Genomic DNA, 23,584 nt, shown 5'->3' with positions numbered 1-23,584 from the left:
TATCTTCATTGTCGACCCAAGGCTCTTGCGGGCGAGGCTTCTGCTGCCAGAAGACGTTTATTATTGTATGCGTAACCCGATTCTACACAGCGTAAATAGGGTTGTCTGCCCTCTCTATAAAATCCGCCTTTTTCGCATCGGTGCAAGGGGTTTGTTGCACACGTAAACAAGCTGAGCCTGTATCGCACTCGCCCCGCAGATCAATCGCCTGTAAGCGGCACAAGCGGCAACGGCCATCTATCATGCGTTTTGACTCCGCTGTTTTTCACAGGCGCGCCGTTGCCAGCCTGCATTCGAGAGTTTCACTCCATCGCAACAGGACGCGTCCATGCCCTTGACTGTCAAACCCCGCCGCAAACGTAGCGTGCGGATGATTGTGACCCTGCTTTGCGGCCTGCTGCCGGTGCTTTTGGGCACAGGGATTCTGTATCTGCAAGCCGAACGCACCTTGCAACAGAGCACGCAAAATACCGCCGAGGAGGCGCTGCGCCAGTTTGAACTGATGCTCGACAACACCGCCCAGGCCGCCAGCGAACTGCTGCCCCTGGCCGGCCAGCCCTGCGACAGCGTCAAACTGGCCTTGCGTGAGCAGGTGACCCGTCGACCTTTTGTACGCTCGACCAATCTGGTGTGGGACAACAACCTCTATTGCAGCTCGCTGTTCGGGGAGTTCAAGGAGGCCGTGAATCCGGGCGACTATACGCAGGGCAAACTGTGGTTGATGAATGGCAACCCCGTCACGCCCAACACCGCGCTGTTGGTGTATCGCCTCAGCGAAGGTCGCGGTGGCGCGCTGACCACCCTCGATGGTTATCACCTGAGCAACATCCTGCGCCTGATCGGCCGGCAGACGCTGCTGTTGTTGCAGGTCGGCGATAACTGGCTGTCCGTCGATGGCAAGGTGCATCAAGGCGCCCTGCCGCCGTTACCGGTGGCGCAGAGTATGCTCGCGTCTTCGCGCTATGCCTTCAGTGTCAGTGCAGGCTTTCCGCAGGGGCAAACGTGGCGCTACATGGCCGGCGAATACCCGCCGCTGTTCAGTCTGCTGATATTTTTCGGGGTGATCGCGGGCGCTATCGCCCATGTCCTGCAACGGCGCGCCACTTCGCCCAGCCATGAGATGCTGCGCGCGCTGGAAGCTGGCGAATTCATTTCCTACTTCCAGCCGGTGGTGCATGGCGACAGCCGGAAGTGGTCCGGCGCTGAAGTGCTGATGCGCTGGAATCACCCCAAGGAGGGTCTGGTGCGTCCGGATCTGTTCATTCCGTTTGCCGAACATTCAGGCCTGATCGTGCCCATGACTCGTTCGCTGATGCAGCAGACAGCCGCCCTGCTCGGCCCGTTGTCGGCGGAGTTCGACAAACCGTTCCACATCGGCATCAACATCACCGCCAGCCATTGCCAGGATCTGCAACTGGTCGAAGACTGTCGCGGGTTTCTCGCTGCTTTTGCCCCCGGCAGTATCAACCTGGTGCTGGAGCTGACCGAGCGCGAGCTGATTGAGCCAACCGATGTCACGCACCTATTGTTCGAGCAGTTGCACGCGCTGGGGGTGATGATCGCCATCGACGATTTCGGTACCGGCCATTCAAGTCTGGGCTACCTGCGAACATTCAATGTCGATTTTCTCAAGATCGACCAGAGTTTCGTCGCGATGATCGGCATTGATGCGCTGTCGCGGCATATTCTGGACACGATTATCGAACTGTCGGCCAAGCTCGATTTGGGTATTGTTGCCGAAGGTGTAGAAACTCAGGCTCAGGCTGACTATCTGACCGCACACCACGTCAACTTCCTGCAGGGCTATCTGTTCGGAAAACCCATGCCTGGCGCCGACTTCATCGATGCATTAAGTCACCATTAACTAAAAATAAATTAAGCCCGGCGCTGCGACCGGGCGCACCAAATTGATACAAAACACCACTGTTGTTACATGACGACAAGATCAGGATTTACTCTTGGCGCATTAACTACTACAATTTTTTCAGCCTGTGCAAGATTGGCAGGTGAGCCATTATCACCGAGTCGCTTCAAGGCTCTTGGCTTATAGCTTTGTTTGCGGTTGGTATCAGCCAAACACACTATTGGAGTAAAGATATTGTCCAGACTCGCTGAATTTCGTGCAGCTGAAAAGGCCCTTCAGGAACAGCTCAAGCAGTTGGAATCGCTGAAGAACGATGCCGGGCTCAAGAAAGAAATCGAATTCGAAGAAAAGCTCCAGGGGCTGATGAAAACCTACGGCAAAGGCCTGAAAGACATCATCGCCATCCTCGATCCGAACCCGTCCAAGTCCGGCCTGCAAGTGTCTGCCGCACCGAAAACCCGCCGCGCTCGCGTGGTCAAGGTCTATCAGAACCCGCACACCGGTGAACTGATCGAAACCAAGGGCGGCAATCACCGCGGCCTGAAAGCCTGGAAAGAACAGTACGGTGCTGCCACCGTCGATTCCTGGTTGCGCGGTTAATCTTGCGTCAACAAACAAGCCCTGCTCTATGCAGGGCTTTTTTTTCGACAATATCTAACAAAAGCAACGATTTCCGCCACGCTAGTTATCAATCTGCTTTAACACCCACAAGCCGTGAGGCTAAACATTTTGCGCCGGGATGTTGCAACCGCAACGACCGCTAAACTTTGTGCTTAATTCCTTCGGGTATCTAAACCCGTAGCGGTGCAAACAGACGCTTAAAGTTTCAAGCTGTTTCTCACTGCGACTATTTCCTCGGCGCTCGCCGTATAAACCTCAGCCTGACCCGCGTAAGAAAGTACATAAGCCTTATCCTTCGCGACCGCAGCAACCAATGTTTGCGACAACACATGACGGCCGTTTTCGATGATCGTGCAGGTGGTCTCCAGTGCATCCAGAGCGGCGAGTTTTGCCGGATGTATCTTGTTGCAAACGCTTTGATAGCCGCCCTGGAAGAAGTCTTTCTGAATAGATTTGCGCATTTCCAGCAGGACACCCTGCACATTGACCTGATGGCCTGCCTCAACCTGGCTCATGGTCAACTCCATCACCATCACCTGATTGCCGTCGGTGTCGGTTTTCACCGCGCGCTGGCGCGAAACCTGAGGGGCTTGATCAGGCAGCGCCTCTACTTCCCAGCCTGCAGGCCAGGTGATACTGGGCTGATCCGCCAGCGCCGGAACGGCAAGCAGCGATGAGAAAAGGCAAACGAACAGCGCTTTGAACGGTCGGATCATTACCAGAGGCACTCGCAGATTGAGCAGCAAAGTCTGAGGCCCGGCCGCCCACAGAGCAAGCCGCGCATTCGGTTTGGCGATGCCGCCCCGCATGCGTATCATTGCGCCCATTCACTCGCCCCATTGTTACGGAGGGCCTATGAGCCTGCACGAACTGAACACTTTCCCCGGCGTCACCGCCACTCCAGACAGCGCAACCCGCAACTTCGTCTTCAACCACACCATGCTGCGTGTAAAGGACATCACCAAGTCGCTGGATTTCTACACCCGCGTACTGGGCTTCTCGCTGGTTGAAAAGCGTGATTTCCCGGAAGCCGAATTCAGCCTGTACTTCCTCGCGCTGGTCGACAAGGCGCAGATCCCGGCCGACGCCGCCGCCCGCACCGAATGGATGAAGTCGATCCCCGGCATTCTGGAACTGACCCACAACCACGGCACCGAAAACGACGCCGACTTCGCCTATCACAATGGCAACACCGACCCACGCGGTTTCGGCCACATCTGCATCTCGGTGCCAGACATCGTTGCCGCGTGCGCACGTTTTGAAGAGCTGGGCTGTGATTTCCAGAAGCGCCTGACTGATGGCCGTATGAAAAGCCTGGCGTTCATCAAGGACCCGGATGGCTACTGGGTTGAAATCATCCAGCCTGCGCCGCTGTAACTGACTGCAAATTTCTCCTGTAGGAGTGAGCCTGCTCGCGATAGCGGTGTGTCAGGCCATGATGTTTTGAATGTGCAGCCGCCATCGCGAGCAGGCTCACTCCTACAATTGGATTGTGGCAGGCATAAAAAAACCCATGATCGCTCATGGGTTTTTTCGTTTCAGCGACTGCCGTTTACGCCGGCGCAGAAGTACGGATCAAGTGATCGAACGCGCTGAGGGAAGCCTTCGCGCCCTCGCCCACCGCAATCACGATCTGCTTGTACGGCACAGTGGTCACGTCGCCGGCCGCGAAGATCCCCGGGATCGACGTCTCGCCACGGTTGTCGACGATGATTTCACCACGCGGCGACAGCTCAATGGTGCCTTTGAGCCAGTCGGTGTTCGGCAGCAGACCGATCTGTACGAAAATCCCTTCCAGCTCGACGCTGCGCAGTTCGTCAGTATTGCGATCCTTGTAACGCAGGCCGTTGACCTTCTCGCCATTACCGGTGACTTCAGTGGTTTGCGCACTGGTGATCACGGTGACGTTTGGCAGGCTGTGCAGTTTGCGTTGCAACACCGCGTCGGCACGCAGTTGCACGTCGAACTCCAGCAGTGTCACGTGGGCAACGATACCGGCCAGGTCGATGGCCGCTTCAACGCCGGAGTTACCACCGCCGATCACCGCCACGCGCTTGCCTTTGAACAGCGGGCCGTCGCAGTGCGGGCAGTACGCCACGCCCTTGTTACGGTATTCCTGCTCGCCCGGCACGTTCATTTCACGCCAGCGTGCGCCGGTCGCCAGGATCACGCTCTTGGCTTTCAGGGTCGCACCGCTGGCGAAGTGGACTTCGTGCAGCTCGCCGTTCTTGCCGGGAATCAGCTTGTCGGCGCGCTGCAGGTTCATGATATCGACGTCGTACTGCTTGACGTGTTCTTCCAGCGCCGTCGCCAGTTTCGGGCCTTCGGTTTCCTGCACGGAAATGAAGTTCTCGATGGCCATGGTGTCGAGCACCTGACCGCCGAAGCGCTCAGCCGCAACACCGGTGCGAATGCCTTTACGGGCGGCATAGATAGCGGCCGACGCACCGGCCGGGCCACCGCCAACTACGAGCACATCAAAGGCTTGTTTGGCGCTGATTTTCTCGGCCTGACGCTCGATGGCGCCGGTGTCGAGTTTGGCGAGGATTTCTTCCAGGCCCATGCGGCCCTGGCCAAAGTTCTCACCGTTGAGGTAGATGCTCGGCACGGCCATGATCTTGCGATCGTTGACTTCGTCCTGGAACAACGCGCCGTCGATGGCGACGTGACGGATGTTCGGGTTCAACACAGCCATCAGGTTCAGCGCCTGGACCACGTCCGGGCAGTTCTGGCACGACAGCGAGAAGTAGGTTTCGAAGCAGAACTCGCCCTTGAGCGAGCGGATCTGTTCGATGACTTCAGCACTGGCTTTCGATGGGTGGCCGCCGACTTGCAACAGGGCCAGCACCAGCGAGGTGAATTCATGGCCCATCGGGATGCCGGCGAAACGCAGGCTGATATCGGCACCCGGACGATTGATCGAGAACGACGGTTTGCGGGCATCGGTACCGCTGTCGATCAAAGTAATTTGGCTCGAAAGACTGGCAACGTCTTTCAGCAGGTCAAGCATTTCCCGGGATTTCGCACCGTCGTCGAGGGAAGCAACGATCTCGATCGGCTGGGTGACCCGTTCCAGGTACGATTTCAACTGGGCTTTAAGATTGGCGTCCAACATACGGGCGATCTCCTGTGTCTTTATTCGAGGCGAAAAAAAGCCCGAGCGAATCTCGCCCGGGCTTTTTCAATGGGCGGTGCAGCTTACTGAAGTAGGTGCGGAGTCCCGCCCTGTGTTGCGTGCGTCACAGACTCAGATCTTGCCGACCAGGTCCAGGGACGGAGCCAGAGTGGCCTCGCCTTCTTTCCACTTGGCCGGGCAAACTTCGCCTGGGTGAGCAGCAACGTACTGAGCAGCCTTGATCTTGCGCAGCAGCTCGGAAGCGTCACGGCCAACGCCGCCATCGTTCAGTTCAACGATTTTGATCTGGCCTTCAGGGTTGATCACGAAGGTGCCACGGTCAGCCAGGCCAGCTTCTTCGATCAGCACGTCGAAGTTGCGGGAGATGACGTGGGTCGGGTCGCCGATCATGGTGTATTCGATTTTGCCGATCGCTGGCGAGGTGTTGTGCCAGGCAGCGTGAGCAAAGTGGGTGTCGGTCGAAACGCTGTAGATTTCCACGCCCAGTTTCTGGAACGCAGCGTAGTTGTCGGCCAGGTCTTCCAGCTCGGTTGGGCACACGAAGGTGAAGTCGGCTGGGTAGAAGAACACTACGGACCATTTGCCTTTCAGGTCAGCGTCCGAGACTTGTACGAAGTCGCCGTTTTTGAATGCGGTAGCTTTGAACGGTTTTACTTGGCTGTTGATGATAGGCATTGATGACTCTCCGTCAGGGTTGTGAATTCGATGGGTGAATCCTACCCACTCACTCGACGGATGGCTCATTGGCAAACCTGATGCTGCTGATTTGTTTTCGCTATTAGCGGACTGTATTAATAGAAGAAAACCATATCTACGACGAAGCCGGTTTATCCGTAATCCGGGCCATCCCGTGAAAGGGGCTGGCTTCAACATAGCGCATGGCTGACTTCATATCCTTCCAGCCAACGTAACTCATCAACGATTTCAGATCCCAGCCGCTTTGATGCGCCCACGTGGCAAAGCCGCGGCGCAGGGAATGGCTGGTGTAGCGCTCGGCCGGGATGCCGGCGCGCTCCAGCGCCTGACGCAGCAGCGGAATGATGCTGTTGGCGTGCAAGCCCTCCTCGCTCAGATGGCCCCAGCGGTCAACGCCGCGAAACACCGGGCCGCGTACCAGCGCTGCCTCGGTGATCCAGTCGATATAAGCCTGCACCGGGCACAGCTTGAGCAGCGCCGGCGCCTGATACGTCTGCCCGAGGTTGTCGCGGTCGCCCTTGCTGCGCGGCAGGTAGAGGGTGATGCCGCTGCCGGCGTGCGCTTGCACATGCTCGATCTGCAGACGGCACAACTCGTCGCTGCGGAAGCCACGCCAGAAGCCCAGCAAAATCAGCGCCCGATCGCGATAGGCCTTGAGCAACTGCGGACGATCCTGATTCTGCCTGGCGCTACTGGCTTCCTGCTCCAGCCAGTCGACCACTTGCTGCAGATCGTGCAATTGCAACGGTTCGGCCTGTTTTTCCTGCGCCGGATGCAGTGCGCGAATGCCTTTGAACACTTTGCGCACCACTGGGGCCTTGGTCGGATCGGCAAAACCCTGACTGTTGTGCCACTGCGCCAGCGCTGACAGCCGCAGTTTCAGTGTGTTGATCGACAGCACCCCGGCATGCTCGACCAGATACCGCGCCACACTGTCGGCGGTCGCTGGCAGGAAGCCGCCCCACTTCACTTCGAAATGCTCGATCGCCGAACGATAGCTGCGGCGGGTGTTGTCACGGGTGGCGGCTTGCAGATAGCGATCGATCTCGCTCATGGGCAGTGTTCTCGCAGGCGTACTGATTGCTGGATGAAAAAACCGATTCAGGGGTCTGACATTGGGTAATACCAGTATATCCCGCCTGTGATTAATCAAGCATTTAACTTTATTTTCAGCGTGGTACACTGCGTACTTTGGTGGCATGTACCACAGTACGTAATGGTAGGAGTTAAAATGGCCCGTGGTGGCGTTAACAAAGCAGTGGTGCAGATCGCGCGCTCAGCGATTCTGGCCCGAGGCGAACACCCCAGCATCGATGCAGTACGCATCGAACTGGGCAACACCGGTTCGAAAACCACGATCCATCGCTATCTGAAAGAGCTGGATGACGGCAGCCAACCGGTCGAAGCGTCCGCGGAACCGATCAATGACGAGCTGACCGCACTGGTCTCGCGTCTCGCCCAGCGCTTGAAAGAACAGGCGCAAGAGCCGATCGAACAAGCGCGCGAGCAGTTCGAAGAGCAGCGCGAAACCCTGGAAGCGGAACTCAAGCAGGTGCGCCAGGCACTTGAGCAACTGGAACAACAGCACGACATTCAAGGCGCGGCGCTGGCCAAGGAATCCGAAGCGCTAAAAGAAACCCGCTCGATGCTGCAGACCGAGCAAACCCGCAACGCCGGACTCAATCAGGCGCTGGCTGATTTCGAATTGCGCCTGCAGGACAAGGACGAGCAGATCCGCTCGCTGGAAGAGAAACACCTGCACGCCCGCGATGCTCTCGAGCATTACCGCAACGCCACCAAAGAGCAGCGCGAGCAGGAGCAGGCCCGTCACGAAGGACAGCTGCAGCAGTTGCAGATGGAATTGCGCCAGGCGCAACAAAGTGCACTGGTGCGTCAGGACGAGATCACTCAGTTGCATCGCGACAACGAACGCCTGCTCACGGAAAACCGTGGCACCCAGCGCGAGCTGAGCCTGATGCAGGATCAGCTCAAGCACAGCAACCAGCGTCAGGATCAGTTGCTGGAGCAAGCCACTCGCGTCGACAACGAACGCACCCTCCTCCAGGAACGCCTGCGCGTGGCCCTACTGGAAAGTCAGACGCTGAAACAGGATGCCGACGAACAGCGGCAGCTCAATCAGTCACTGGAAAAGGAACTGACCAAGACTCAGGCCAGCCTCGAGGACAGCTTGCGTCTGGCGGCTACCGTTGCGGCAGCGCCAGACACAGCCAAAGCGAAGGACGCTTAAGCGCCGACCGGCGTACGCATGGTGACGAACTCTTCGGCGGCCGTCGGGTGCACCCCGATCGTGTCGTCGAAGTCACGCTTGGTCGCGCCAGCCTTCAGCGCGATCGCCAAGCCTTGGACGATCTCCCCCGCGTCCGGGCCGACCATGTGGCAACCGAGCACCTTGTCGGTCTTGCCGTCGACCACCAGTTTCATCAGGGTTTTCTCCTGACACTCGGTCAGCGTCAGCTTCATCGGGCGGAAGCGGCTCTCGTAAATCACCACTTCATGCCCCGCTTCCCGCGCCTCTTCTTCGGTCAAGCCGACAGTGCCGATGTTCGGCAGACTGAACACGGCGGTCGGGATCATCTTGTAATCCACCGGACGGTATTGCTCAGGCTTGAACAAGCGCCGCGCCACCGCCATGCCTTCGGCCAGTGCCACTGGCGTCAGTTGCACCCGACCGATCACATCACCCAGCGCCAGAATCGACGGCTCGCTGGTCTGGTATTGCTCGTCAACCTTGATGAAACCTTTGTCGGTGAGCTGCACATCGGTGTTTTCCAGCCCGAGGTTGTCCAGCATCGGACGCCGGCCCGTGGCGTAGAACACGCAATCGGCTTCCAGCACGCGACCATCCTTGAGGGTCGCTTTCAGGCTGCCGTCAGGCTGTTTGTCGATGCGCGCGATGTCGGCGTTGAATTGCAGATCCATGCCGCGCTTGGTCAGCTCTTCCTGCAGATGCTTGCGCACCGAGCCATCGAAACCACGCAGGAACAGATCACCGCGATACAGCAGCGTAGTGTTCGCGCCCAGACCGTGGAAAATCCCGGCGAACTCGACAGCGATGTAACCACCACCGACCACCAGTACCCGCTTCGGCAGCTCTTTGAGGAAAAACGCCTGATTGGAACTGATCGCGTGTTCGTGCCCCGGGATTTCCGGAATCTGCGGCCAGCCACCCGTGGCAATCAGAATGTTTTTCGCGGTGAAGCGCTCACCGTTGACCTCGACCTCGTGCGGGCCGACGATCTTCGCGTGGGCTTCGTGCAGGGTCACGCCGCTGTTGACCAGCAGGTTGCGATAAATGCCGTTGAGGCGATTGATCTCGCGGTCCTTGTTGGCGATCAGGGTCGTCCAGTCGAAATTTGCTTCACCCAGACTCCAGCCGAAACCGGACGACTGTTCGAAGTCTTCGGCGAAATGCGCGCCGTACACCAGCAGTTTCTTCGGCACGCAGCCGACGTTGACGCAGGTGCCGCCCAGGTAACGGCTCTCGGCCACCGCCACTTTCGCGCCGAAACCGGCGGCGAAGCGCGCTGCACGTACACCGCCGGAACCGGCACCAATCACATAAAGGTCAAAATCGTAGGCCATTGCTATCTCCTCGGCAGGCCAACAGCATACCCGCCGCCGTCTATTGGGCAAGCGCCGTGAGCAGCTTTTCGCCCGTCTCGGCGAAGTCGGGAAATATCTCCAAATAATAATATTTCTTGTTTGTTACTAAATCGTCGTGCTGCGTCTCGTCTTTGAACCAATGGATTTTTTCCCTCGAAGACAAGGAGTCGGCTGCGATGTTCGCGCCCATTACCCGTTCCATGACCCTGACTGTCGGCTTGTTCAGCATGGCGTTGAGTCCCGATCTGCTGGCTGAAACCGATCCTGAAACAGCGCCACAATCCACCGCCCAGGCGCTGGAACTGGACGCCACCAGCGTCAGCGCCGAAGGCCTCGGCGTTAACACTGAAAACACTGATTCCTACACCACTGGCGCGATGAGCACCGCGACGCGGCTGAACCTGTCGATCAAGGAAACCCCGCAATCGGTGTCCGTGGTCACGCGCCAGCAGATGGATGATTTCAAGCTCGGTACCTTGTCCGAAGCCATGCGCCAGACCACCGGCATCGTCGTGCAACACAACGACTCGGATCGGGTCAGCTATTCGGCGCGGGGTTACCCGATCAACAATTTCCAGATCGACGGAATGCTCAACACCTTCGGGCGCATGAAGTCAGACTCGGACACCATCATCTACGACCGCATCGAAGTGGTACGCGGCGCCACCGGCCTGACCACCGGCGCGGGTGATCCTTCAGCGACGATCAACATGGTGCGCAAGCGCCCGACTGCCCAGTGGCAGGCACTGGCCGGGGTCAGTGGCGGCAGCTACGACAACTACTACAGCTATGTCGATGTCGGCGGGCCGCTGGCCTTCGATGGTCGGCTGCGCGGGCGTACGGTGCTGGCCTATCGCGACAGCCAGTCGTTCCGCGACAAATACGCGCTGCAGCGCGAGGTCGGCTACGGCATTCTCGAAGCTGATCTGACCGACTCCACGGTGCTTGCCGTCGGTTACGACTATCAGGACAAGCAGGTTCAGGGCACCTCCTGGGGCACCGTGCCGTACTGGAACGCCGACGGCAGCAAGGCCGGCCTCGGACGGTCGACCAACATGGCGACATCCTGGAGCTCCTGGCCACTGAAGGACAAGACCGCGTTTGTCACCCTTGACCAGCAACTGGGTAATGGCTGGAAGCTGAAGGCCGCCTACACCCACCGCGAAAGTGATACCGACGGCAAGGTCTATTACGGCGGCTCCGGTTTTCCCGAGGCCGACCGCAGCGGCATGACGGCCTACATGGGGCACATGCTCGGCACGCAGAAAATGAGCGTGTACGACTTCAACCTGTCAGGGCCGTACCAGCTGTTCGGCCGCGAACACGAGATGATGTTCGGCTACGGCGAGGCGGAAAACCGCTCGACTTCGCCCTACGCCTTCAACAGTCCCCAAGCCGCCGACTACAGCAAGATCCGCGACTGGAAATACATGGGTGACATCGGCAAATTCGCCGACACTGTCACCAGCCTGCCGGGCGCGCGAGGCATCACTCGGCAAAAGGCCGGTTACCTCGCGACCCGTCTGAGCCTGACCGATGAGCTGCATGCAGTACTCGGCAGCCGCTATGGCAGCTGGAACGAATCCAGCACCGATTACTACTATGACGCGCAGCAAAAACTGACCCGCACCGATGCCACCCATCAACGCCAGAATGATATCTGGACGCCCTACGCCGGCCTGCTTTACGACCTGACGCCGGAGTACACGGTTTACGCCAGCTACACCGACATTTTCAAACCGCAGAGTAAGCGCGACAGCAAACGCAATTACCTCGACCCGGTGATCGGCAGCAACTATGAAGTCGGGCTCAAAGGCAGCCTGCTCGACGAACGCCTGAACCTGGCGACGGCAGTGTTCTGGAGCAAACAGGACAACGTCGCCGAGCGTGACAACTCGGCCCCCCCGGACCCGGTGAGCGGCGAGGAGTTTTTCAAGTCCGGCGGCAAGGGTAACAAGGTCAATGGCTTCGAGGCCGAAGTGTCCGGGGAAATTCTCAGCGGCTGGAACATGACCGCCGGCTACACCTACACCCATTCCGTCGACGGCGAAAAACAGCGCAGCAACACCGCTCAACCACTGAACATGCTGCGGCTGTCCACGGCCTATCGTCTGCCGGGCAACTGGCACGCATTGACCGTGGGTGGCGCGGTGAACTGGCAGAGCGACGTCTATGGCGCGGCTAACCGCCCGGTCGGGCGCGGCGCCAACGGCCGGATCATCACCGAACCGGCGCGGATCAACCAGGAGGCCTACACCGTGGTCAAGCTGATGTCGCGCTATGAGTTCGACAGGCATCTGTCGGCGTCGCTGAACGTCGATAACCTGTTCGACAAGAAGTATTACGACAACGTCGGCTTCTACAACGGCGTGTACTGGGGCGACCCGCGCACAGTGACGCTGAGCCTGGACTGGAAGCTCTGAGCGCACCGGTCCAACAAAACCCCTGTAGTGAGGGGATTCATCCCCGATGGGTCGCGAAGCGGCCCCACTCGCAAGGTGACGCGCAATGCGTCACCAAATCCCCTCGCCACCGCTGTTAACCCCGAGTTAATTCCCCGCCGGGACACTGTGCCCCGAGATCTGCTTCATGGACGAACGGCTCCGACGTTTTTCAGTAGGAGGCACCATGAAAACCACCACCGCCATTCTTGCCGGGCTACTCGCCCTCGGTTCCGCCAGCGCCTTTGCCGAGGGCGGCGCCGAACGCATGCGGCATTACTACGACAACTTCCCGGTCCACCACGCGCCAAGCGAACAGCCGACCGATAGCAAAGCAGCGGAACTGAAGGTTCCGAACGATCAGACCGCGCAAGTCACCGAGTCTTATCGCGACTGATTCACCGAGCAACCGATGGACCTCCGATGGCTCCGCTCTGGCCTCGGAGACGACAGTTGGGCGCCCTGTCCGGGGCGCCTTTTTTTATGCCTGCAGATCCTTGATCCAGAACAGCATACGGCCATGTTCCGGGTCGAACATGCCGGGGGCGAAGCCGAATTTGCGGTAGGAGTTCTGTGCCACCTCGTTGCCTTCGAGCACTTCCAGGGTAATCTTGCAGCAACCGCGCTGACGGCAGATTTCCTCGACCTTGCGCAGCATTTTCTGACTCAAGCCGAGGCCGCGAAATTTGCTCACGACCGCCACGTCATGGACATTGACCAGCGGCTTGCAGGCGAACGTCGAGAAACCTTCAAAGCAGTTCACCAGCCCTGCCGGCTCGCCACCGACGAACGCCAGCACACTGAACGCATGAGGCCTGCGCGCAAGTTCTTCCGGCACGCGACGCAACAGTTCCGGGTCAAGCGAATGGCCGCCGCCCATGGGATCTTCTGCGTAATGATTGAGCACGATGCCGATGGCTTCGGCGTGCAGTGGATTGGTGTAACTGGCTTGCAGCACAAGAATTTCTGCGGAATCCATTTCCATCCCCGATCATGGCCCCGGCGTGCAAAGTGCGCACCTGAAAGGCTGTTCGACCTTACCGCGAGGATGTTGCGGGCCACAACCGGATCTTTTGATTTCCAGGCTTCAGCGCCCCCAGATCAGCTCTTCGGTCCAGCCCAACTCGGCAAAATCCTGAGCACGCAACCCGCTCTCGCCGGCGCAGAAAAACTCATCCAGCTGCGGCGGTTTTACCGAGGTCGCGCTGAGCATCGCGTGCACCTGCCCACGATGATGGATCTGATGCTCGAACAGGTGCGACAGCATACGCAAGCGACTGTCATGCTGCGGCGTTTCACGGGCGATGGTGACGATCCGCCCCAGATCGGCATCGCGCAGTTGTTCGCAATAAGCGATCAAGCGGCGGTCCACGTGTGCCTGCTCTTCACGCAGCGCTGCGGCCTCGGTAAACGGCTCGTCATGGTTGAAAAACACATAGCAATCAGGATGCGGTTCATCACCGCGCAACTCACGCTCCAGAGCGTCGACGTAGAACCAGTCGCAGGTGAGGATGTGATTGAGGGTGAGGCGGATACTCGGAAAGAAGCTGGTTCGCGGCGCCGCCAGCTCAGTGGCATCGAGCTGAGTCCACGCTTTGCCCAGGCGATGATTGGCCCACGCGTTCTGGTAAGCCATGGTCAGTAAATGATGCGACAACGGTTGACTCATGCTCGCGCCCTCTGCGCTCAGGATTCGGCAAAACGCTGCAGTTGCATCTCCTGCAAACGGCTGAGGGTACGCCGGAACGGGAATTCCAGATAACCCTCGGTGTACAGCGCGTCCATCGGCACCTGAGCCTCAATGTACAGCGGCACCTTACGGTCGTAACACTCGTCGACCAAAGCAATGAAGCGACGCACGCCGTCGTCGTGCACCGACAGTTGCGGCAACTCACGGTCACCGGCCACCACCTGCGCCGAGCCGTCCTCGGTGCCGCGAGCGATGCGCCCTTCGCGTTTCTGCGCGCTGAGGTTCGGCACGTCGCTCAACAGAATAGACCGATAGTTGTCGCACAGTGCGATGAAATCCATCGCGGCAAATGGTTGCTCGCAGAGATCGGCATAGCGGCACCAGAGCACCGTCGCACCGGCTTGCACCACGTTCAGCACACGATGGCCGACGGGCACCGGCTCGGCGCTGGCGGGCTGCCCGGCGTTGAGTGACTGGAAGACCTGCTCCAGAGCACTGCCCTGTCCCGGCGCAGCGACAAAATAGCGCTGCTGACCCGCGCCCGGATGCAGGCGATGATCCTCGGCACCATTTACCGCCACCACTTGCATGTGCGCCTTGATCGCGGCAATCGCCGGGACAAACCGGTCGCGGTTGAAGCCGTCGGCGTACAGCTCATCCGGCGGCAGGTTGGAGGTGCAGACCACCACCACGCCTTCGTCGAACATCACCTGAAACAGCCGCCCGAGAATGATCGCATCGCCGATGTCGTTGACGAACAGTTCGTCGAAGCACAACACCCGTACTTCCGCCGCCAACTCTTTGGCCAACGCCCGCAACGGATCGGCGATGCCAGTGAGCTGGAACGAGCGCTGATGCACCCAGCCCATGAAATGATGAAAGTGTTGACGTCGGGCCGGCACCCGCAGGCTCTGATAAAACTGATCCATCAACCAGGTCTTGCCGCGCCCGACCGGGCCCCACAAATACACGCCAGTGACCGACCGGGCACCGGTATGTAAGGCTTCATGGCATTTTTGCAGCGCCCAGACCGCATGCTCCTGGGCTTCATCCTGGATGAACCCCTTGTGCTCGATCGCGTGTTGCCAGGCGCTTAAGGGAGAGTCGAAAGTCATGCGCGGCAGTATGCCACGATGTCCCTGAAAAACAGGTGCCCTTTTGTGGGAGCGGGCTTGCTCGCGAAGGGGCCGGGGCAGCCAACATCACCGTTGAATGACACACCGCATTCGTGAGCAAGCCCACTCCCACATGGGTTTTGTGGGGGGCAAAGATCGACTGTATATCTCGCGACCTCAAAACAGCGTGCAGGAACTGCCTGGAATACAACCCCCTGTGGGAGCGGGCTTGCTCGCGAAGGCGCCGGGGCAGCCAACATCACCGTTGAATGACACACCGCATTCGTGAGCAAGCCCACTCCCACATGGGTTTTGTGGGGGGCAAAGATCGACTGTATATCTCGCGACCTCAAAACAGCGTGCAGGAACTGCCTGGAATACAACCCCCTGTGGGAGCGGGCTTGCTCGCGAAGGCGTCGGGGCAGCCAACATCACCGTTGAATGACACACCGCATTCGTGAGCAAGCCCACTCCCACATGGGTTTTGTGGGGGGCAAAGATCGACTGTATATCTCGCGACCTCAAAACAGCGTGCAGCAACTGCCTAGAATACAACCTCCTGTGGGAGCGGGCTTGCTCGCGAAGGCGTCAGGTCAGCCAGCAGCATCGTTGTATGACACACCGCTTTCGTGAGCAAGCCCACTCCCACATTGGCTTTGCGGTGTTTTAAAGGTCGACTTTGTGTCGAGCGGCGTAGAGGCAGAGCATTTCCATTGCCAGGGTGGCCGCTGCCAGCGACGTCACGTCCGCATGGTCATAGGCCGGCGCCACTTCCACCACGTCCATGCCCACCAGATTGATCCCGCGCAACCCGCCGAGGATTTCCAGCGCCTGCAGCGTGCTCAACCCGCCACACACCGGAGTGCCGGTGCCCGGGGCAAAGGCCGGATCCAGGCAATCGATATCAAACGTCAGGTACACCGGGTGATCGCCGACCCGCGCGCGAATCGCCTCGACAATCGCTTCGCAGCCACGCCGATGCACCTGGCGGGCGTCGAGCACGGCAAAGCCCTGATGATCGTCATTGGTGGTGCGCAAACCGATCTGCACCGAACGCGCCGGATCGACCAGCCCTTCCCTGGCCGCGTGCCAGAACATGGTGCCGTGATCGACACGTTTGCCGCCCTCGTCCGGCCAGGTGTCGCTGTGCGCATCGAAGTGGATCAGCGACAGTGCGCCGTGTTTGCGCGCATGAGCCTTGAGCAGCGGATAGGTAATGAAGTGGTCGCCACCAAAGGTCAGCATGGCGCTGCCAGCTTGAAGAACGCGTTCGGCGTGAGCCTCGATGCTTTCCGGGATGGTGTGCGGCGAGCCGTAATCGAAATCGCAGTCGCCGTAGTCGATCACCGCCAGATGATCGAACGGATCGAACGCCCACGGCCAGTGCCGTTCCCAGGCGATCCCGGTGGATGCGGCGCGAATCCCCCGTGGGCCGAAGCGTGCGCCCGGGCGGTTGCTGGTGGCGGTGTCGAACGGAACCCCGCTGACCGCCACGTCGACGCCGCGCAAATCACGGCTGTAGCGACGACGCATGAAACTGGTGATCCCGGCGTAGGTGCTTTCGGCGGCAGTGCCGTACAGGCTGTCACGGGTCAGGGCTTGGTCGTTGAGCATCGGCACGTCCATCGGTGTGCTCCTTTTGTTATTGATGGCTACGGAAAGTGGTCCACAGACGCGTGCGCTGACGCATGTCCTTGAGGCTCATGCTGCGGTCGGCGTACAGGCGTTCGCGCATTTCGGCGGGCGGATAGATGTCCGGATCGTTGCGCACCGCCTCATCCACCAGCGGCGTCGCGGCCTGGTTGGCGGTGGCGAAAAACAGCGTATTGGTCAGCTCGGCCACCGACTCGGGGCGCAGCATGAATTCGATGAACGCCCGCGCCGCTTGCGGGTTTGGCGCGTCCTTGGGAATGGCCAGATTGTCCTGCCAGATCAACGTGCCTTCGCGCGGAATCCGATAGGCGACTTCGTAGGCTTTGTTGGCCTTGTGCGCCTGATCGGCGGCCATGCTCACGTCGCCGTTGTAGGTCAGCGCCAGACAGACACTGCCATTGGCCAGATCGTTGATCTGCCGGCCGGTGGAGACATACAGCACCGACGGCTGGAGTTTCTGCAACAAGGCTTCGGCGGCGGCCAGATCATGCTTGTCGGTGCTGTAGGGATCCTTGCCGAGGTAATGCAGCGCCAGACCAATGACTTCCTGCGGCGAATCGAGCACGGCAATCCCGCAGTCCTTGAGTTTGCTGGCGTACTCGGGTTTGAACAGCAGATCGAGGCTGTTCAGCGGCACGTCCGGCAAGCGCTTTTTCACCGCCTCGACGTTCAGCCCCAACCCGAGTGTGCCCCAGGTATAAGGCACGGCGTAGCGATTGCCGGGATCGACGGCGGCGAGTTTTTCCAGCAGATCGGGATCAAGATTGGCGTAGCCCCGGAGGCCTTCATGCGGGATTTCCTTCAGCGCGCCCGCTGCCAAACCCCGGGCCAGCACGCTGGACGACGGCACCACCACGTCATAACCGCTGCCGCCGGTCAGCAGTTTGGTTTCCAGCACCTCGGACGTATCGAAGGTGTCGTAGCGCACATGAATGCCAGTCTCCTGCTCGAAACGCTGCAGCGTCTGCGCCGGCACGTAATCGGCCCAGCTGTAAAGATTGAGGGTTTTGTCCTCCGCCTGGGCATTGAGGGCCACGGACAGCAACAGCGCGGGAAAACACAGCTTGGACACGGGAACCATGACGAACACCTGACCGGAGGAAGTGGTGGCAGGATGCGCCGTCGGATACATTGCAGAAATATCAAGTTTGTTAACCTGACTTTATCCCGGAGTAATGTAATGCTCGGTCAGCTTCACGACCTCGATTTGCAGTTGCTGCGCCTGTTTGTGCGGGTCGTGGAATGTGGCGGCTTCAGCGCGGCGCAAGGTGAGCTGGGCCTGAGCCAGTCGAGCATCAGCCAGCAAATGGCCAAATTGGAAACCCGCCTCGGCTATCGCCTGTGCAGCCGGGGCAAGGGCGGTTTCAGCGTCACGCCCAAGGGTGAGCAATTGCTTATCGCGATTCGCGCACTGTTCCAGTCCATCGAGACGTTCCGGCATCAATCCAACGGTGTTGCCGGACGGCTGATCGGTGAGGTGCGGTTGGGCCTGTCCGAGGCAGTTGATCAGTCGGTGCTGCTGCGGGTGGCAGATGCGATCCGGCGCTTTCGCGAGCGCGATGAGTCGGTGCGCATCGAGTTGATCAGCGCGATGCCCGGTGAAATGGAGCGCCTGCTGCTACAACAGCGGCTGGACCTGGCCATTGGTTATTTCTCCCAGGTGCAGAGCGCTTTCGATTACCGCGAGCTGTTCCGGGAAACCCAGCATTTGTATTGCGCGCAGGGGCATCCGCTGTTCAGCGTCGATGCGCCGGATGATGCGGCGTTGCGGGCCTGCGACCGGGTGGATCATCCGTATCGATTCATGCGCACGGACGAGCCGTTCCCGGACAAGCGCTTTTCTGCGCGTTCGGAACAGGTCGAAGGCACCCTCGCCTTCATTCTTTCCGGCAAGCATGTCGATTATCTGCCCGATCACTACGCGCGGGTCTGGGAGGTCAAGGGCTTGCTGCGCGCGTTGCGGCCTGGGGAGTTGAGTTTCGAAGTGGCATTTCATCTGGCCCGGCATCGCGCGCAGGTGCCAGGTGATGCGCAGAAGGCGTTTGAGGAGGATTTGCTCGCAGCCTTCACCTGAAAAATTTCTGCCAGCAAATAACCCTGTAGCGAGGGGATTTATCCCCGATGGGCGCGAAGCGGCCCGGCTCTTTGGTATTCAGGAGCTGGGCCTGCTACGCAGTCCATCGGGGATAAATCCCCTCACCACATAAACAGCAACCAGTTCAAACCCCGTATTTCTTGACCTTTCAGGCAATTTTTGCTCGTTGCCCTCGCCGTCCTCTTCCGGCATCCTGCGCCTCCATTTTCTGACCCGGCCCCGCCTCACGGCGCGCAAAACACCATGACCGCCTCTGAAAAAGTCCCGCGCAACAACGATCTGCTCTACGGCCTCAACGACCGTCCGCACCTGACTGCAACCGTCTTCGCCGCGCTGCAACACGTGCTGGCGAGCTTCGTCGGCATCATCACCCCGACCCTGATCATGGGCGGCGCCCTCGGTCTGCAAAGTGAAATTCCGTACCTGATCAGCATGGCGCTGTTCGTTTCGGGCCTCGGCACGTTCGTTCAAGCCAAGCGTTTCGGCCCGGTCGGTTCCGGTCTGCTGTGCCTGCAAGGCACCAGTTTTTCCTTTATCAGCGTGATTCTCAGCGCCGGGTTCATGGTCAAGGCCCGGGGCGGCGGCACCGATGAAATTCTCTCGACGATTTTTGGCGTGTGCTTTTTCGCCGCGTTCATCGAAGTGGTGCTGAGCCAGTTCATCGGCAAACTGCGGATGCTGATCACCCCGGTGGTCACCGGCACCATCATCACCTTGATGGGCCTGTCGCTGATCAAAGTGGCGATGACCGACATTGCCGGCGGCTTCGGCGCACCCGATCTGGGCGCCGCCAGCCATGTGTTTCTGGCCGCGCTGGTGATCGGCACTATCGTTGTGCTGAACCGCGTCGACGTGCCGTTTCTGCGCCTGGGCGCGATCGTCATCGGCCTGACCCTCGGCTACGTGGTCGCTTGGCTGATGGGCACGGTGGATTTCGCCTCGATGCCCGAAGTGCCGCTGGTCAGCGTGCCGGTGCCGTTCAAATACGGCTTCAATTTCGACTGGGTGGCGTTCGTGCCGGTGGCGGTGATCTTCCTGGTTTCGCCGCTGGAAGCGGCCGGTGACCTGACCGCCAACTCGATGATCTCGCGGCAACCGGTCAAGGGTCCGCTGTACATCCGCCGAATCAAATCCGGTCTGCTCGCCGATGGCCTCAACTCGGCGATGGCAGCGGTGTTCAACAGCATGCCGATGGTCACGTTCGCGCAGAATAACGGCGTGATCCAGTTGACTGGCGTGGCCAGCCGCTACGTGGCGTTCTTCATCGCCGGCCTGCTGGTGCTGCTGGGGCTGTTCCCGATGATCGGCGCGGTGCTGCAACTGATGCCTAAACCGGTGCTCGGCGGCGCTGAACTGGTGATGTTCGGCACCGTGGCCGTGGCCGGGATCAAAATCCTCGCCGAGGCCGGCCTGCATCGGCGCAACATGTTGATCGTGGCGATCTCCCTGGGCATGGGCCTGGGCATCGCCGCGGTGCCGGAAGTGCTGCGCGAGTTGCCGCAAGCGCTGCGTAACATCTTCGAATCGCCGATCACCGTCGGTGCGTTGTGCGCTATCGTGCTGAATATCTTCCTGCCGGAAGAATTCATTGAGCTGGAAGAAGACGATTTCGATCCGGAAGCGTCGATTCTGCAGGTCATGGAAAACCCCGATCTGCCGGCCAAAGCTGAACCTGCAACGGCCGCGGCGGTCGCACAGTTGAACCGCTGACGCTGCGCCATGAAAAAAGGGCTGAGCCGGCAACGGTTCAGCCCTTTTTCGTTGAGAGACTGTTTATGCGCCGCGTCCACGCCGTCATCCTGTCCCTGCTACTGTTGTCCCTGAGCGCCTGCGCGCTGTTTCCCAACCGCGATCCGGTGAACATCAACGTGGTCGGCCTCGAACCGTTGCCGAGCCAGGATCTGGAAGTGCGTTTCGCGATCAAGTTGCGGGTGCAGAACCCCAATGAGACGGCCATCGATTACAACGGCATCGCCCTGGATCTGGAGGTCAATGGCCGACCACTGGCCTCGGGCGTCAGCGATCAGACCGGCTCGATCCCGCGCTTCTCGGAAACCGTGGTCAGCGTGCCGGTCAGCGTTTCCGCGTTCTCGGTACTGCGCCAGACTCTGGGTTTGAGCCAGACACAAACCCTCGACAACCTGCCCTACGTACTGCGCGGCAAACTCGCGGGCGGCGTGTTCGGCACCATGCGATTTGTCGACAGTGGCAAGCTGAGTTTGCCGAAGGCCACTGCTGCGACGTGGTAACCCACTAAACACACAAGTCTCCTGTAGGAGTGAGCCTGCTCGCGATAGCGTCACGTCAGTCAATAAAGGTGTTGGCTGATCTGACGCCATCGCGAGCAGGCTCACTCCTACAGGTTTTGTGTCGGCGCGGAAGTTATGCGGTGAAGCGCACGCCGGGTTTGGCCCGCTCATCGACACTCAGCTCAAACACATCCGGCCGCGCATAGTGGCCGACCACGTCATAGTCGTACCGCGCACGCACCAGCTCATCAGTATCGATCTCAGCCGTCAGCAACCCGGCCTCCCCGCGCAACGGCCCGGCCAGCACATCGCCCATCGGCCCGACAATCACACTGCCGCCGGCAATCAGCGGCCGATCCGCCGGCCAGTTGGCAATCTCCACGCCCAGCTCGTTCGGCGAGGCCTGCACCTGACAGGCGCTGACCACAAAGCAGCGGCCCTCGTGGGCGATGTGACGCATGCTGACCTGCCACATCTCGCGCTCGTCCACGGTCGGCGCGCACCAGACTTCAATGCCCTTGGCGTACATCGCCGTGCGCAGCAGCGGCATCATGTTTTCCCAGCACACCACCGCGCCGAGTTTACCGACCTGAGTGTCGAGCACCGGCAGCGTCGAGCCGTCGCCCTTGCCCCAGATCAGCCGTTCGGTGCCGGTCGGCATCAGTTTGCGATGCTTGGCCACCAGCCCCGCCTGCGGATCGAAATACAGCGCCGTGCAATACAACGTGCTGCCGGCACGCTCGATCACGCCGATCACCAGATTGGCCCCGGTGCGCGCCGCCAAACCGGCCAGCGCCTCGGTTTCTGCCCCTGGCACGTCAATGGCGTTGGCGAAGTAGCGGGCGTAGGCCTCACGCCCCTCGGGCAAGCGATAGCCCAACTGCGTGCCGAAGCCCTCACCTTTCGGATAGCCCCCGAGCAACGCTTCAGGCATCACCACCAGTGCCGCGCCGGACTCGCTGATCGCGTCTTCCCAGCTGAGGATCTGTTCCAGGGTTTCACCCTTGCCACCGGGCAAGGCGCCGATCTGCAGGGCGGCGACGATTGATTTGGGCATTGCGGTCACTCCATCGGGTTCAAGTGTTGCCGATTCTGCGGCGGCGCGGGATCATGAATAAACACCGATTCACTGCTGAATGATATGAGCCAAATGAATATCGCAACCGTCGACCTCAACCTGCTGAAAGTCTTCGAAGCCCTGCATGAGGAGTCCAGCGCCAGCCGTGCGGCGCTGCGTCTGGGCGTGACGCAATCGGCGGTCAGCGCGGCGTTGCGCCGGTTACGCGAGGTGTATGGCGATCAATTGTTCGTGCGCACTGGTCGCGGGTTGGCGCCGACGCTCAAGGCCAATCAACTGAAACCGGTGGTCAGCGAGGCGCTGAACAAATGTCGGCAGAGCCTGGCGATGGTCGATCCGGCGGCCCACCACTATGACGGCCGATCAGTCACCGTGGGCCTGTCGGATGATTTCGAAATCGCTTATGGCCGGCGCCTGATCGAAGCCATTGCTCGCAGCGCGCCCAAGCTGCGGCTGATCTTCCGCCAGACCCACAGCCAGATCGTCGCCCGCGCCCTGATGGAGCGCAGCATCGACCTGGCGATCACCGCCGGTGGGTTCGCCGAGCGTCTGCTCAGTCGTCAGGTGTTGGGTGAAGGGGATTATGCGTGTCTGGTCGATCCGGGCAGTCTGGCGCCCGGCCAACAGAACATCGATTTGCCGGAGTTCGTCGCCCGCGAGCACATTCTGGTGTCCTCGGGCGGCTTTATCGGCATCACCGATGAAGGCCTGGCGGCGCTGGGCCTGAGCCGGCGGGTCTGCGCCTCGACCACGCACTTTGCCGCGCTGCCGCATCTGCTCAAGGGCAGCGGCGCGGTGGCAACCATCCCGAGCCACGCCGCCCAGGCCCTTGCCGAGCTCAGCGGACTGGTGCTGCTGCCCTGCCCGCTGGCGCTGCCGCGTTACCCGATCGAACTGGGCTGGCGCACCAGCACGCAGATCGATCCGGTGGTGATCAAGGTGCGTGAGGCGATTGTCGGATGTTTCAATGCGGACTGAGGCGCGTGTTACTTGTTGGCTGCCATCAGTCGATTGACCTCACTGCGCACCATGTTGGCGAACTCCGGCGGGGACATGCCATCCAGCTCGGCGCGCACCCACTCGGCCCATTTGCCCTTGCGCTTGGAGCGTTCGCCGAACAACCGCGCGGCTTCGCCTTTGGCTTTGCCCAGATTGTTCTGCCAGAGTTCGAACAGACGGGATTTCTCGTCTTCCAGCGCAGCGCGCTCGGCGAGGGATTTGTCGGCCAGATTGAAACTCATGGGGAAATACCTGCTGCGTAAAATGGCGACATCTTACACGCTGGAGGGAAATCTCCCGCGCAGGTTTTTCTTTCGCACCTA

At 60.0% G+C, this 23,584-nt stretch carries 23 protein-coding genes; 10 read left to right on the top strand and 13 right to left on the bottom strand.

Annotation, left to right across the window (positions count from 1 at the left end; all coding sequences use genetic code 11):
- Window positions 1–328: 328 nt before the first annotated feature.
- Window positions 329–1,864, top strand: coding sequence for an EAL domain-containing protein (locus ACOYXI_RS04745; protein ID WP_461674431.1), 1,536 nt, complete (start codon window positions 329–331; stop codon window positions 1,862–1,864).
- A 234-nt stretch (window positions 1,865–2,098) separates the two neighbouring features.
- Complete coding sequence (locus ACOYXI_RS04740; protein ID WP_003224630.1) at window positions 2,099–2,464, top strand: histone-like nucleoid-structuring protein, MvaT/MvaU family; 366 nt, start codon at window positions 2,099–2,101, stop codon at window positions 2,462–2,464.
- 218 nt (window positions 2,465–2,682) lie between these two features.
- Here ACOYXI_RS04740 and ACOYXI_RS04735 read toward each other — a convergent pair whose 3' ends face one another.
- Window positions 2,683–3,201, bottom strand: coding sequence for a DUF4946 domain-containing protein (locus ACOYXI_RS04735; RefSeq protein WP_171061835.1), 519 nt, complete (start codon window positions 3,199–3,201; stop codon window positions 2,683–2,685).
- A 139-nt stretch (window positions 3,202–3,340) separates the two neighbouring features.
- Here ACOYXI_RS04735 and gloA point away from each other — a divergent pair, with 139 nt between their 5' ends.
- Window positions 3,341–3,862: a lactoylglutathione lyase gene (gene gloA / locus ACOYXI_RS04730; protein ID WP_007963339.1), complete on the top strand. Its 522-nt coding sequence runs from the start codon at window positions 3,341–3,343 to the stop codon at window positions 3,860–3,862.
- A 175-nt stretch (window positions 3,863–4,037) separates the two neighbouring features.
- Here the strand turns inward: gloA and ahpF are convergent, their stop codons facing one another.
- From ahpF to ACOYXI_RS04715, 3 genes are all read right to left on the bottom strand, one after another.
- Window positions 4,038–5,600 (bottom strand): alkyl hydroperoxide reductase subunit F, encoded by a 1,563-nt coding sequence (gene ahpF, locus ACOYXI_RS04725; RefSeq protein ID WP_461674430.1) that lies wholly within the window; start codon window positions 5,598–5,600, stop codon window positions 4,038–4,040.
- A 132-nt stretch (window positions 5,601–5,732) separates the two neighbouring features.
- Window positions 5,733–6,296: an alkyl hydroperoxide reductase subunit C gene (ahpC, locus tag ACOYXI_RS04720; RefSeq protein WP_003224621.1), complete on the bottom strand. Its 564-nt coding sequence runs from the start codon at window positions 6,294–6,296 to the stop codon at window positions 5,733–5,735.
- Window positions 6,297–6,432: 136 nt separating this feature from the next.
- On the bottom strand, window positions 6,433–7,371 hold the full coding sequence (locus tag ACOYXI_RS04715; RefSeq protein ID WP_007963337.1) for a site-specific integrase: 939 nt from the start codon (window positions 7,369–7,371) through the stop codon (window positions 6,433–6,435).
- A gap of 177 nt (window positions 7,372–7,548) precedes the next feature.
- Between ACOYXI_RS04715 and ACOYXI_RS04710 the strand changes: the two genes are divergently transcribed.
- Window positions 7,549–8,565 carry a DNA-binding protein gene (locus tag ACOYXI_RS04710; RefSeq protein ID WP_103368981.1) on the top strand — a complete coding sequence of 339 codons (1,017 nt, stop codon included), beginning with the start codon at window positions 7,549–7,551 and terminating at the stop codon, window positions 8,563–8,565.
- On the opposite strand, the gene gorA is transcribed toward ACOYXI_RS04710, so the two are convergent.
- Both gorA and ACOYXI_RS04700 read right to left on the bottom strand, forming a co-directional pair.
- A complete protein-coding gene (gorA, locus tag ACOYXI_RS04705) occupies window positions 8,562–9,920 on the bottom strand; it encodes a glutathione-disulfide reductase (RefSeq protein ID WP_134786312.1) in 1,359 nt (452 codons plus the stop codon). The two genes, ACOYXI_RS04710 and gorA, sit on opposite strands and share 4 nt — an antisense overlap.
- A gap of 40 nt (window positions 9,921–9,960) precedes the next feature.
- Entirely contained in the window at window positions 9,961–10,131 is a 171-nt protein-coding gene (locus ACOYXI_RS04700) for a GPO family capsid scaffolding protein (RefSeq protein ID WP_143503118.1), read from the bottom strand.
- On the opposite strand from ACOYXI_RS04700, the gene ACOYXI_RS04695 reads away from it, so the two are divergent.
- Together ACOYXI_RS04695 and ACOYXI_RS04690 are read left to right on the top strand one after the other, a co-directional pair.
- Window positions 10,118–12,364, top strand: a complete 2,247-nt coding sequence (locus ACOYXI_RS04695) for a TonB-dependent siderophore receptor (protein WP_461674429.1) — start codon at window positions 10,118–10,120, stop codon at window positions 12,362–12,364. The genes ACOYXI_RS04700 and ACOYXI_RS04695 overlap by 14 nt on opposite strands.
- A 205-nt stretch (window positions 12,365–12,569) precedes the next feature.
- Window positions 12,570–12,779, top strand: a complete 210-nt coding sequence (locus ACOYXI_RS04690; protein WP_097089648.1) for a hypothetical protein — start codon at window positions 12,570–12,572, stop codon at window positions 12,777–12,779.
- 84 nt (window positions 12,780–12,863) lie between these two features.
- On the opposite strand, the gene ACOYXI_RS04685 is transcribed toward ACOYXI_RS04690, so the two are convergent.
- The 5 genes from ACOYXI_RS04685 to ACOYXI_RS04665 all read right to left on the bottom strand — a co-directional run bounded on the left by ACOYXI_RS04685 (window position 12,864) and on the right by ACOYXI_RS04665 (window position 17,921).
- The gene (locus ACOYXI_RS04685) at window positions 12,864–13,361 is read right to left on the bottom strand and encodes a GNAT family N-acetyltransferase (RefSeq protein ID WP_098968408.1); all 498 of its coding nucleotides are present in this window, start codon (window positions 13,359–13,361) and stop codon (window positions 12,864–12,866) included.
- A gap of 108 nt (window positions 13,362–13,469) precedes the next feature.
- On the bottom strand, window positions 13,470–14,051 hold the full coding sequence (locus ACOYXI_RS04680) for a DinB family protein (RefSeq protein WP_202368079.1): 582 nt from the start codon (window positions 14,049–14,051) through the stop codon (window positions 13,470–13,472).
- A 17-nt stretch (window positions 14,052–14,068) separates the two neighbouring features.
- On the bottom strand, window positions 14,069–15,187 hold the full coding sequence (gene zapE, locus ACOYXI_RS04675) for a cell division protein ZapE (RefSeq protein WP_461674428.1): 1,119 nt from the start codon (window positions 15,185–15,187) through the stop codon (window positions 14,069–14,071).
- A 666-nt stretch (window positions 15,188–15,853) separates the two neighbouring features.
- On the bottom strand, window positions 15,854–16,813 hold the full coding sequence (speB, locus tag ACOYXI_RS04670; RefSeq protein ID WP_134786309.1) for an agmatinase: 960 nt from the start codon (window positions 16,811–16,813) through the stop codon (window positions 15,854–15,856).
- Between the two features lie 16 nt (window positions 16,814–16,829).
- Window positions 16,830–17,921, bottom strand: coding sequence for a polyamine ABC transporter substrate-binding protein (locus ACOYXI_RS04665; RefSeq protein ID WP_282413233.1), 1,092 nt, complete (start codon window positions 17,919–17,921; stop codon window positions 16,830–16,832).
- A 99-nt stretch (window positions 17,922–18,020) separates the two neighbouring features.
- Between ACOYXI_RS04665 and ACOYXI_RS04660 the strand changes: the two genes are divergently transcribed.
- The 3 genes from ACOYXI_RS04660 (at window position 18,021) to ACOYXI_RS04650 (ending at window position 21,184) form a co-directional block, all read left to right on the top strand.
- Window positions 18,021–18,914 carry a LysR family transcriptional regulator gene (locus tag ACOYXI_RS04660; protein ID WP_461674427.1) on the top strand — a complete coding sequence of 298 codons (894 nt, stop codon included), beginning with the start codon at window positions 18,021–18,023 and terminating at the stop codon, window positions 18,912–18,914.
- A gap of 264 nt (window positions 18,915–19,178) precedes the next feature.
- Complete coding sequence (locus tag ACOYXI_RS04655; protein ID WP_210557030.1) at window positions 19,179–20,645, top strand: nucleobase:cation symporter-2 family protein; 1,467 nt, start codon at window positions 19,179–19,181, stop codon at window positions 20,643–20,645.
- Between the two features lie 65 nt (window positions 20,646–20,710).
- Window positions 20,711–21,184, top strand: coding sequence for an LEA/WHy family protein (locus tag ACOYXI_RS04650; protein WP_086791096.1), 474 nt, complete (start codon window positions 20,711–20,713; stop codon window positions 21,182–21,184).
- A 133-nt stretch (window positions 21,185–21,317) separates the two neighbouring features.
- Here ACOYXI_RS04650 and ACOYXI_RS04645 read toward each other — a convergent pair whose 3' ends face one another.
- Window positions 21,318–22,241: a carbon-nitrogen hydrolase family protein gene (locus ACOYXI_RS04645; protein WP_282412533.1), complete on the bottom strand. Its 924-nt coding sequence runs from the start codon at window positions 22,239–22,241 to the stop codon at window positions 21,318–21,320.
- 84 nt (window positions 22,242–22,325) lie between these two features.
- Here ACOYXI_RS04645 and ACOYXI_RS04640 point away from each other — a divergent pair, with 84 nt between their 5' ends.
- Window positions 22,326–23,240 (top strand): LysR family transcriptional regulator, encoded by a 915-nt coding sequence (locus tag ACOYXI_RS04640; protein ID WP_461674426.1) that lies wholly within the window; start codon window positions 22,326–22,328, stop codon window positions 23,238–23,240.
- 8 nt (window positions 23,241–23,248) lie between these two features.
- Here ACOYXI_RS04640 and ACOYXI_RS04635 read toward each other — a convergent pair whose 3' ends face one another.
- Window positions 23,249–23,503: a hypothetical protein gene (locus ACOYXI_RS04635; protein WP_003224595.1), complete on the bottom strand. Its 255-nt coding sequence runs from the start codon at window positions 23,501–23,503 to the stop codon at window positions 23,249–23,251.
- Window positions 23,504–23,584: the final 81 nt, after the last annotated feature.

It is taken from the genome of Pseudomonas sp. G3-19 (assembly GCF_054855875.1).
This window is presented reverse-complemented; position numbering and strand designations above follow the sequence as displayed.

Coding starts and splice junctions, on each gene's coding strand:
- ACOYXI_RS04745 (WP_461674431.1), top strand. CDS start 329: ATGCCCTTGACTGTCAAACCCCGCCGCAAACGTAGCGTGCGGATGATT.
- ACOYXI_RS04735 (WP_171061835.1), bottom strand. CDS start 3,201: ATGATCCGACCGTTCAAAGCGCTGTTCGTTTGCCTTTTCTCATCGCTG.
- gloA (WP_007963339.1), top strand. CDS start 3,341: ATGAGCCTGCACGAACTGAACACTTTCCCCGGCGTCACCGCCACTCCA.
- ahpF (WP_461674430.1), bottom strand. CDS start 5,600: ATGTTGGACGCCAATCTTAAAGCCCAGTTGAAATCGTACCTGGAACGG.
- ahpC (WP_003224621.1), bottom strand. CDS start 6,296: ATGCCTATCATCAACAGCCAAGTAAAACCGTTCAAAGCTACCGCATTC.
- ACOYXI_RS04715 (WP_007963337.1), bottom strand. CDS start 7,371: ATGAGCGAGATCGATCGCTATCTGCAAGCCGCCACCCGTGACAACACC.
- ACOYXI_RS04710 (WP_103368981.1), top strand. CDS start 7,549: ATGGCCCGTGGTGGCGTTAACAAAGCAGTGGTGCAGATCGCGCGCTCA.
- gorA (WP_134786312.1), bottom strand. CDS start 9,920: ATGGCCTACGATTTTGACCTTTATGTGATTGGTGCCGGTTCCGGCGGT.
- ACOYXI_RS04695 (WP_461674429.1), top strand. CDS start 10,118: ATGTTCGCGCCCATTACCCGTTCCATGACCCTGACTGTCGGCTTGTTC.
- ACOYXI_RS04700 (WP_143503118.1), bottom strand. CDS start 10,131: ATGGGCGCGAACATCGCAGCCGACTCCTTGTCTTCGAGGGAAAAAATC.
- ACOYXI_RS04690 (WP_097089648.1), top strand. CDS start 12,570: ATGAAAACCACCACCGCCATTCTTGCCGGGCTACTCGCCCTCGGTTCC.
- ACOYXI_RS04685 (WP_098968408.1), bottom strand. CDS start 13,361: ATGGATTCCGCAGAAATTCTTGTGCTGCAAGCCAGTTACACCAATCCA.
- ACOYXI_RS04680 (WP_202368079.1), bottom strand. CDS start 14,051: ATGAGTCAACCGTTGTCGCATCATTTACTGACCATGGCTTACCAGAAC.
- zapE (WP_461674428.1), bottom strand. CDS start 15,187: ATGACTTTCGACTCTCCCTTAAGCGCCTGGCAACACGCGATCGAGCAC.
- speB (WP_134786309.1), bottom strand. CDS start 16,813: ATGGACGTGCCGATGCTCAACGACCAAGCCCTGACCCGTGACAGCCTG.
- ACOYXI_RS04665 (WP_282413233.1), bottom strand. CDS start 17,921: ATGGTTCCCGTGTCCAAGCTGTGTTTTCCCGCGCTGTTGCTGTCCGTG.
- ACOYXI_RS04660 (WP_461674427.1), top strand. CDS start 18,021: ATGCTCGGTCAGCTTCACGACCTCGATTTGCAGTTGCTGCGCCTGTTT.
- ACOYXI_RS04655 (WP_210557030.1), top strand. CDS start 19,179: ATGACCGCCTCTGAAAAAGTCCCGCGCAACAACGATCTGCTCTACGGC.
- ACOYXI_RS04650 (WP_086791096.1), top strand. CDS start 20,711: ATGCGCCGCGTCCACGCCGTCATCCTGTCCCTGCTACTGTTGTCCCTG.
- ACOYXI_RS04645 (WP_282412533.1), bottom strand. CDS start 22,241: ATGCCCAAATCAATCGTCGCCGCCCTGCAGATCGGCGCCTTGCCCGGT.
- ACOYXI_RS04640 (WP_461674426.1), top strand. CDS start 22,326: ATGAGCCAAATGAATATCGCAACCGTCGACCTCAACCTGCTGAAAGTC.
- ACOYXI_RS04635 (WP_003224595.1), bottom strand. CDS start 23,503: ATGAGTTTCAATCTGGCCGACAAATCCCTCGCCGAGCGCGCTGCGCTG.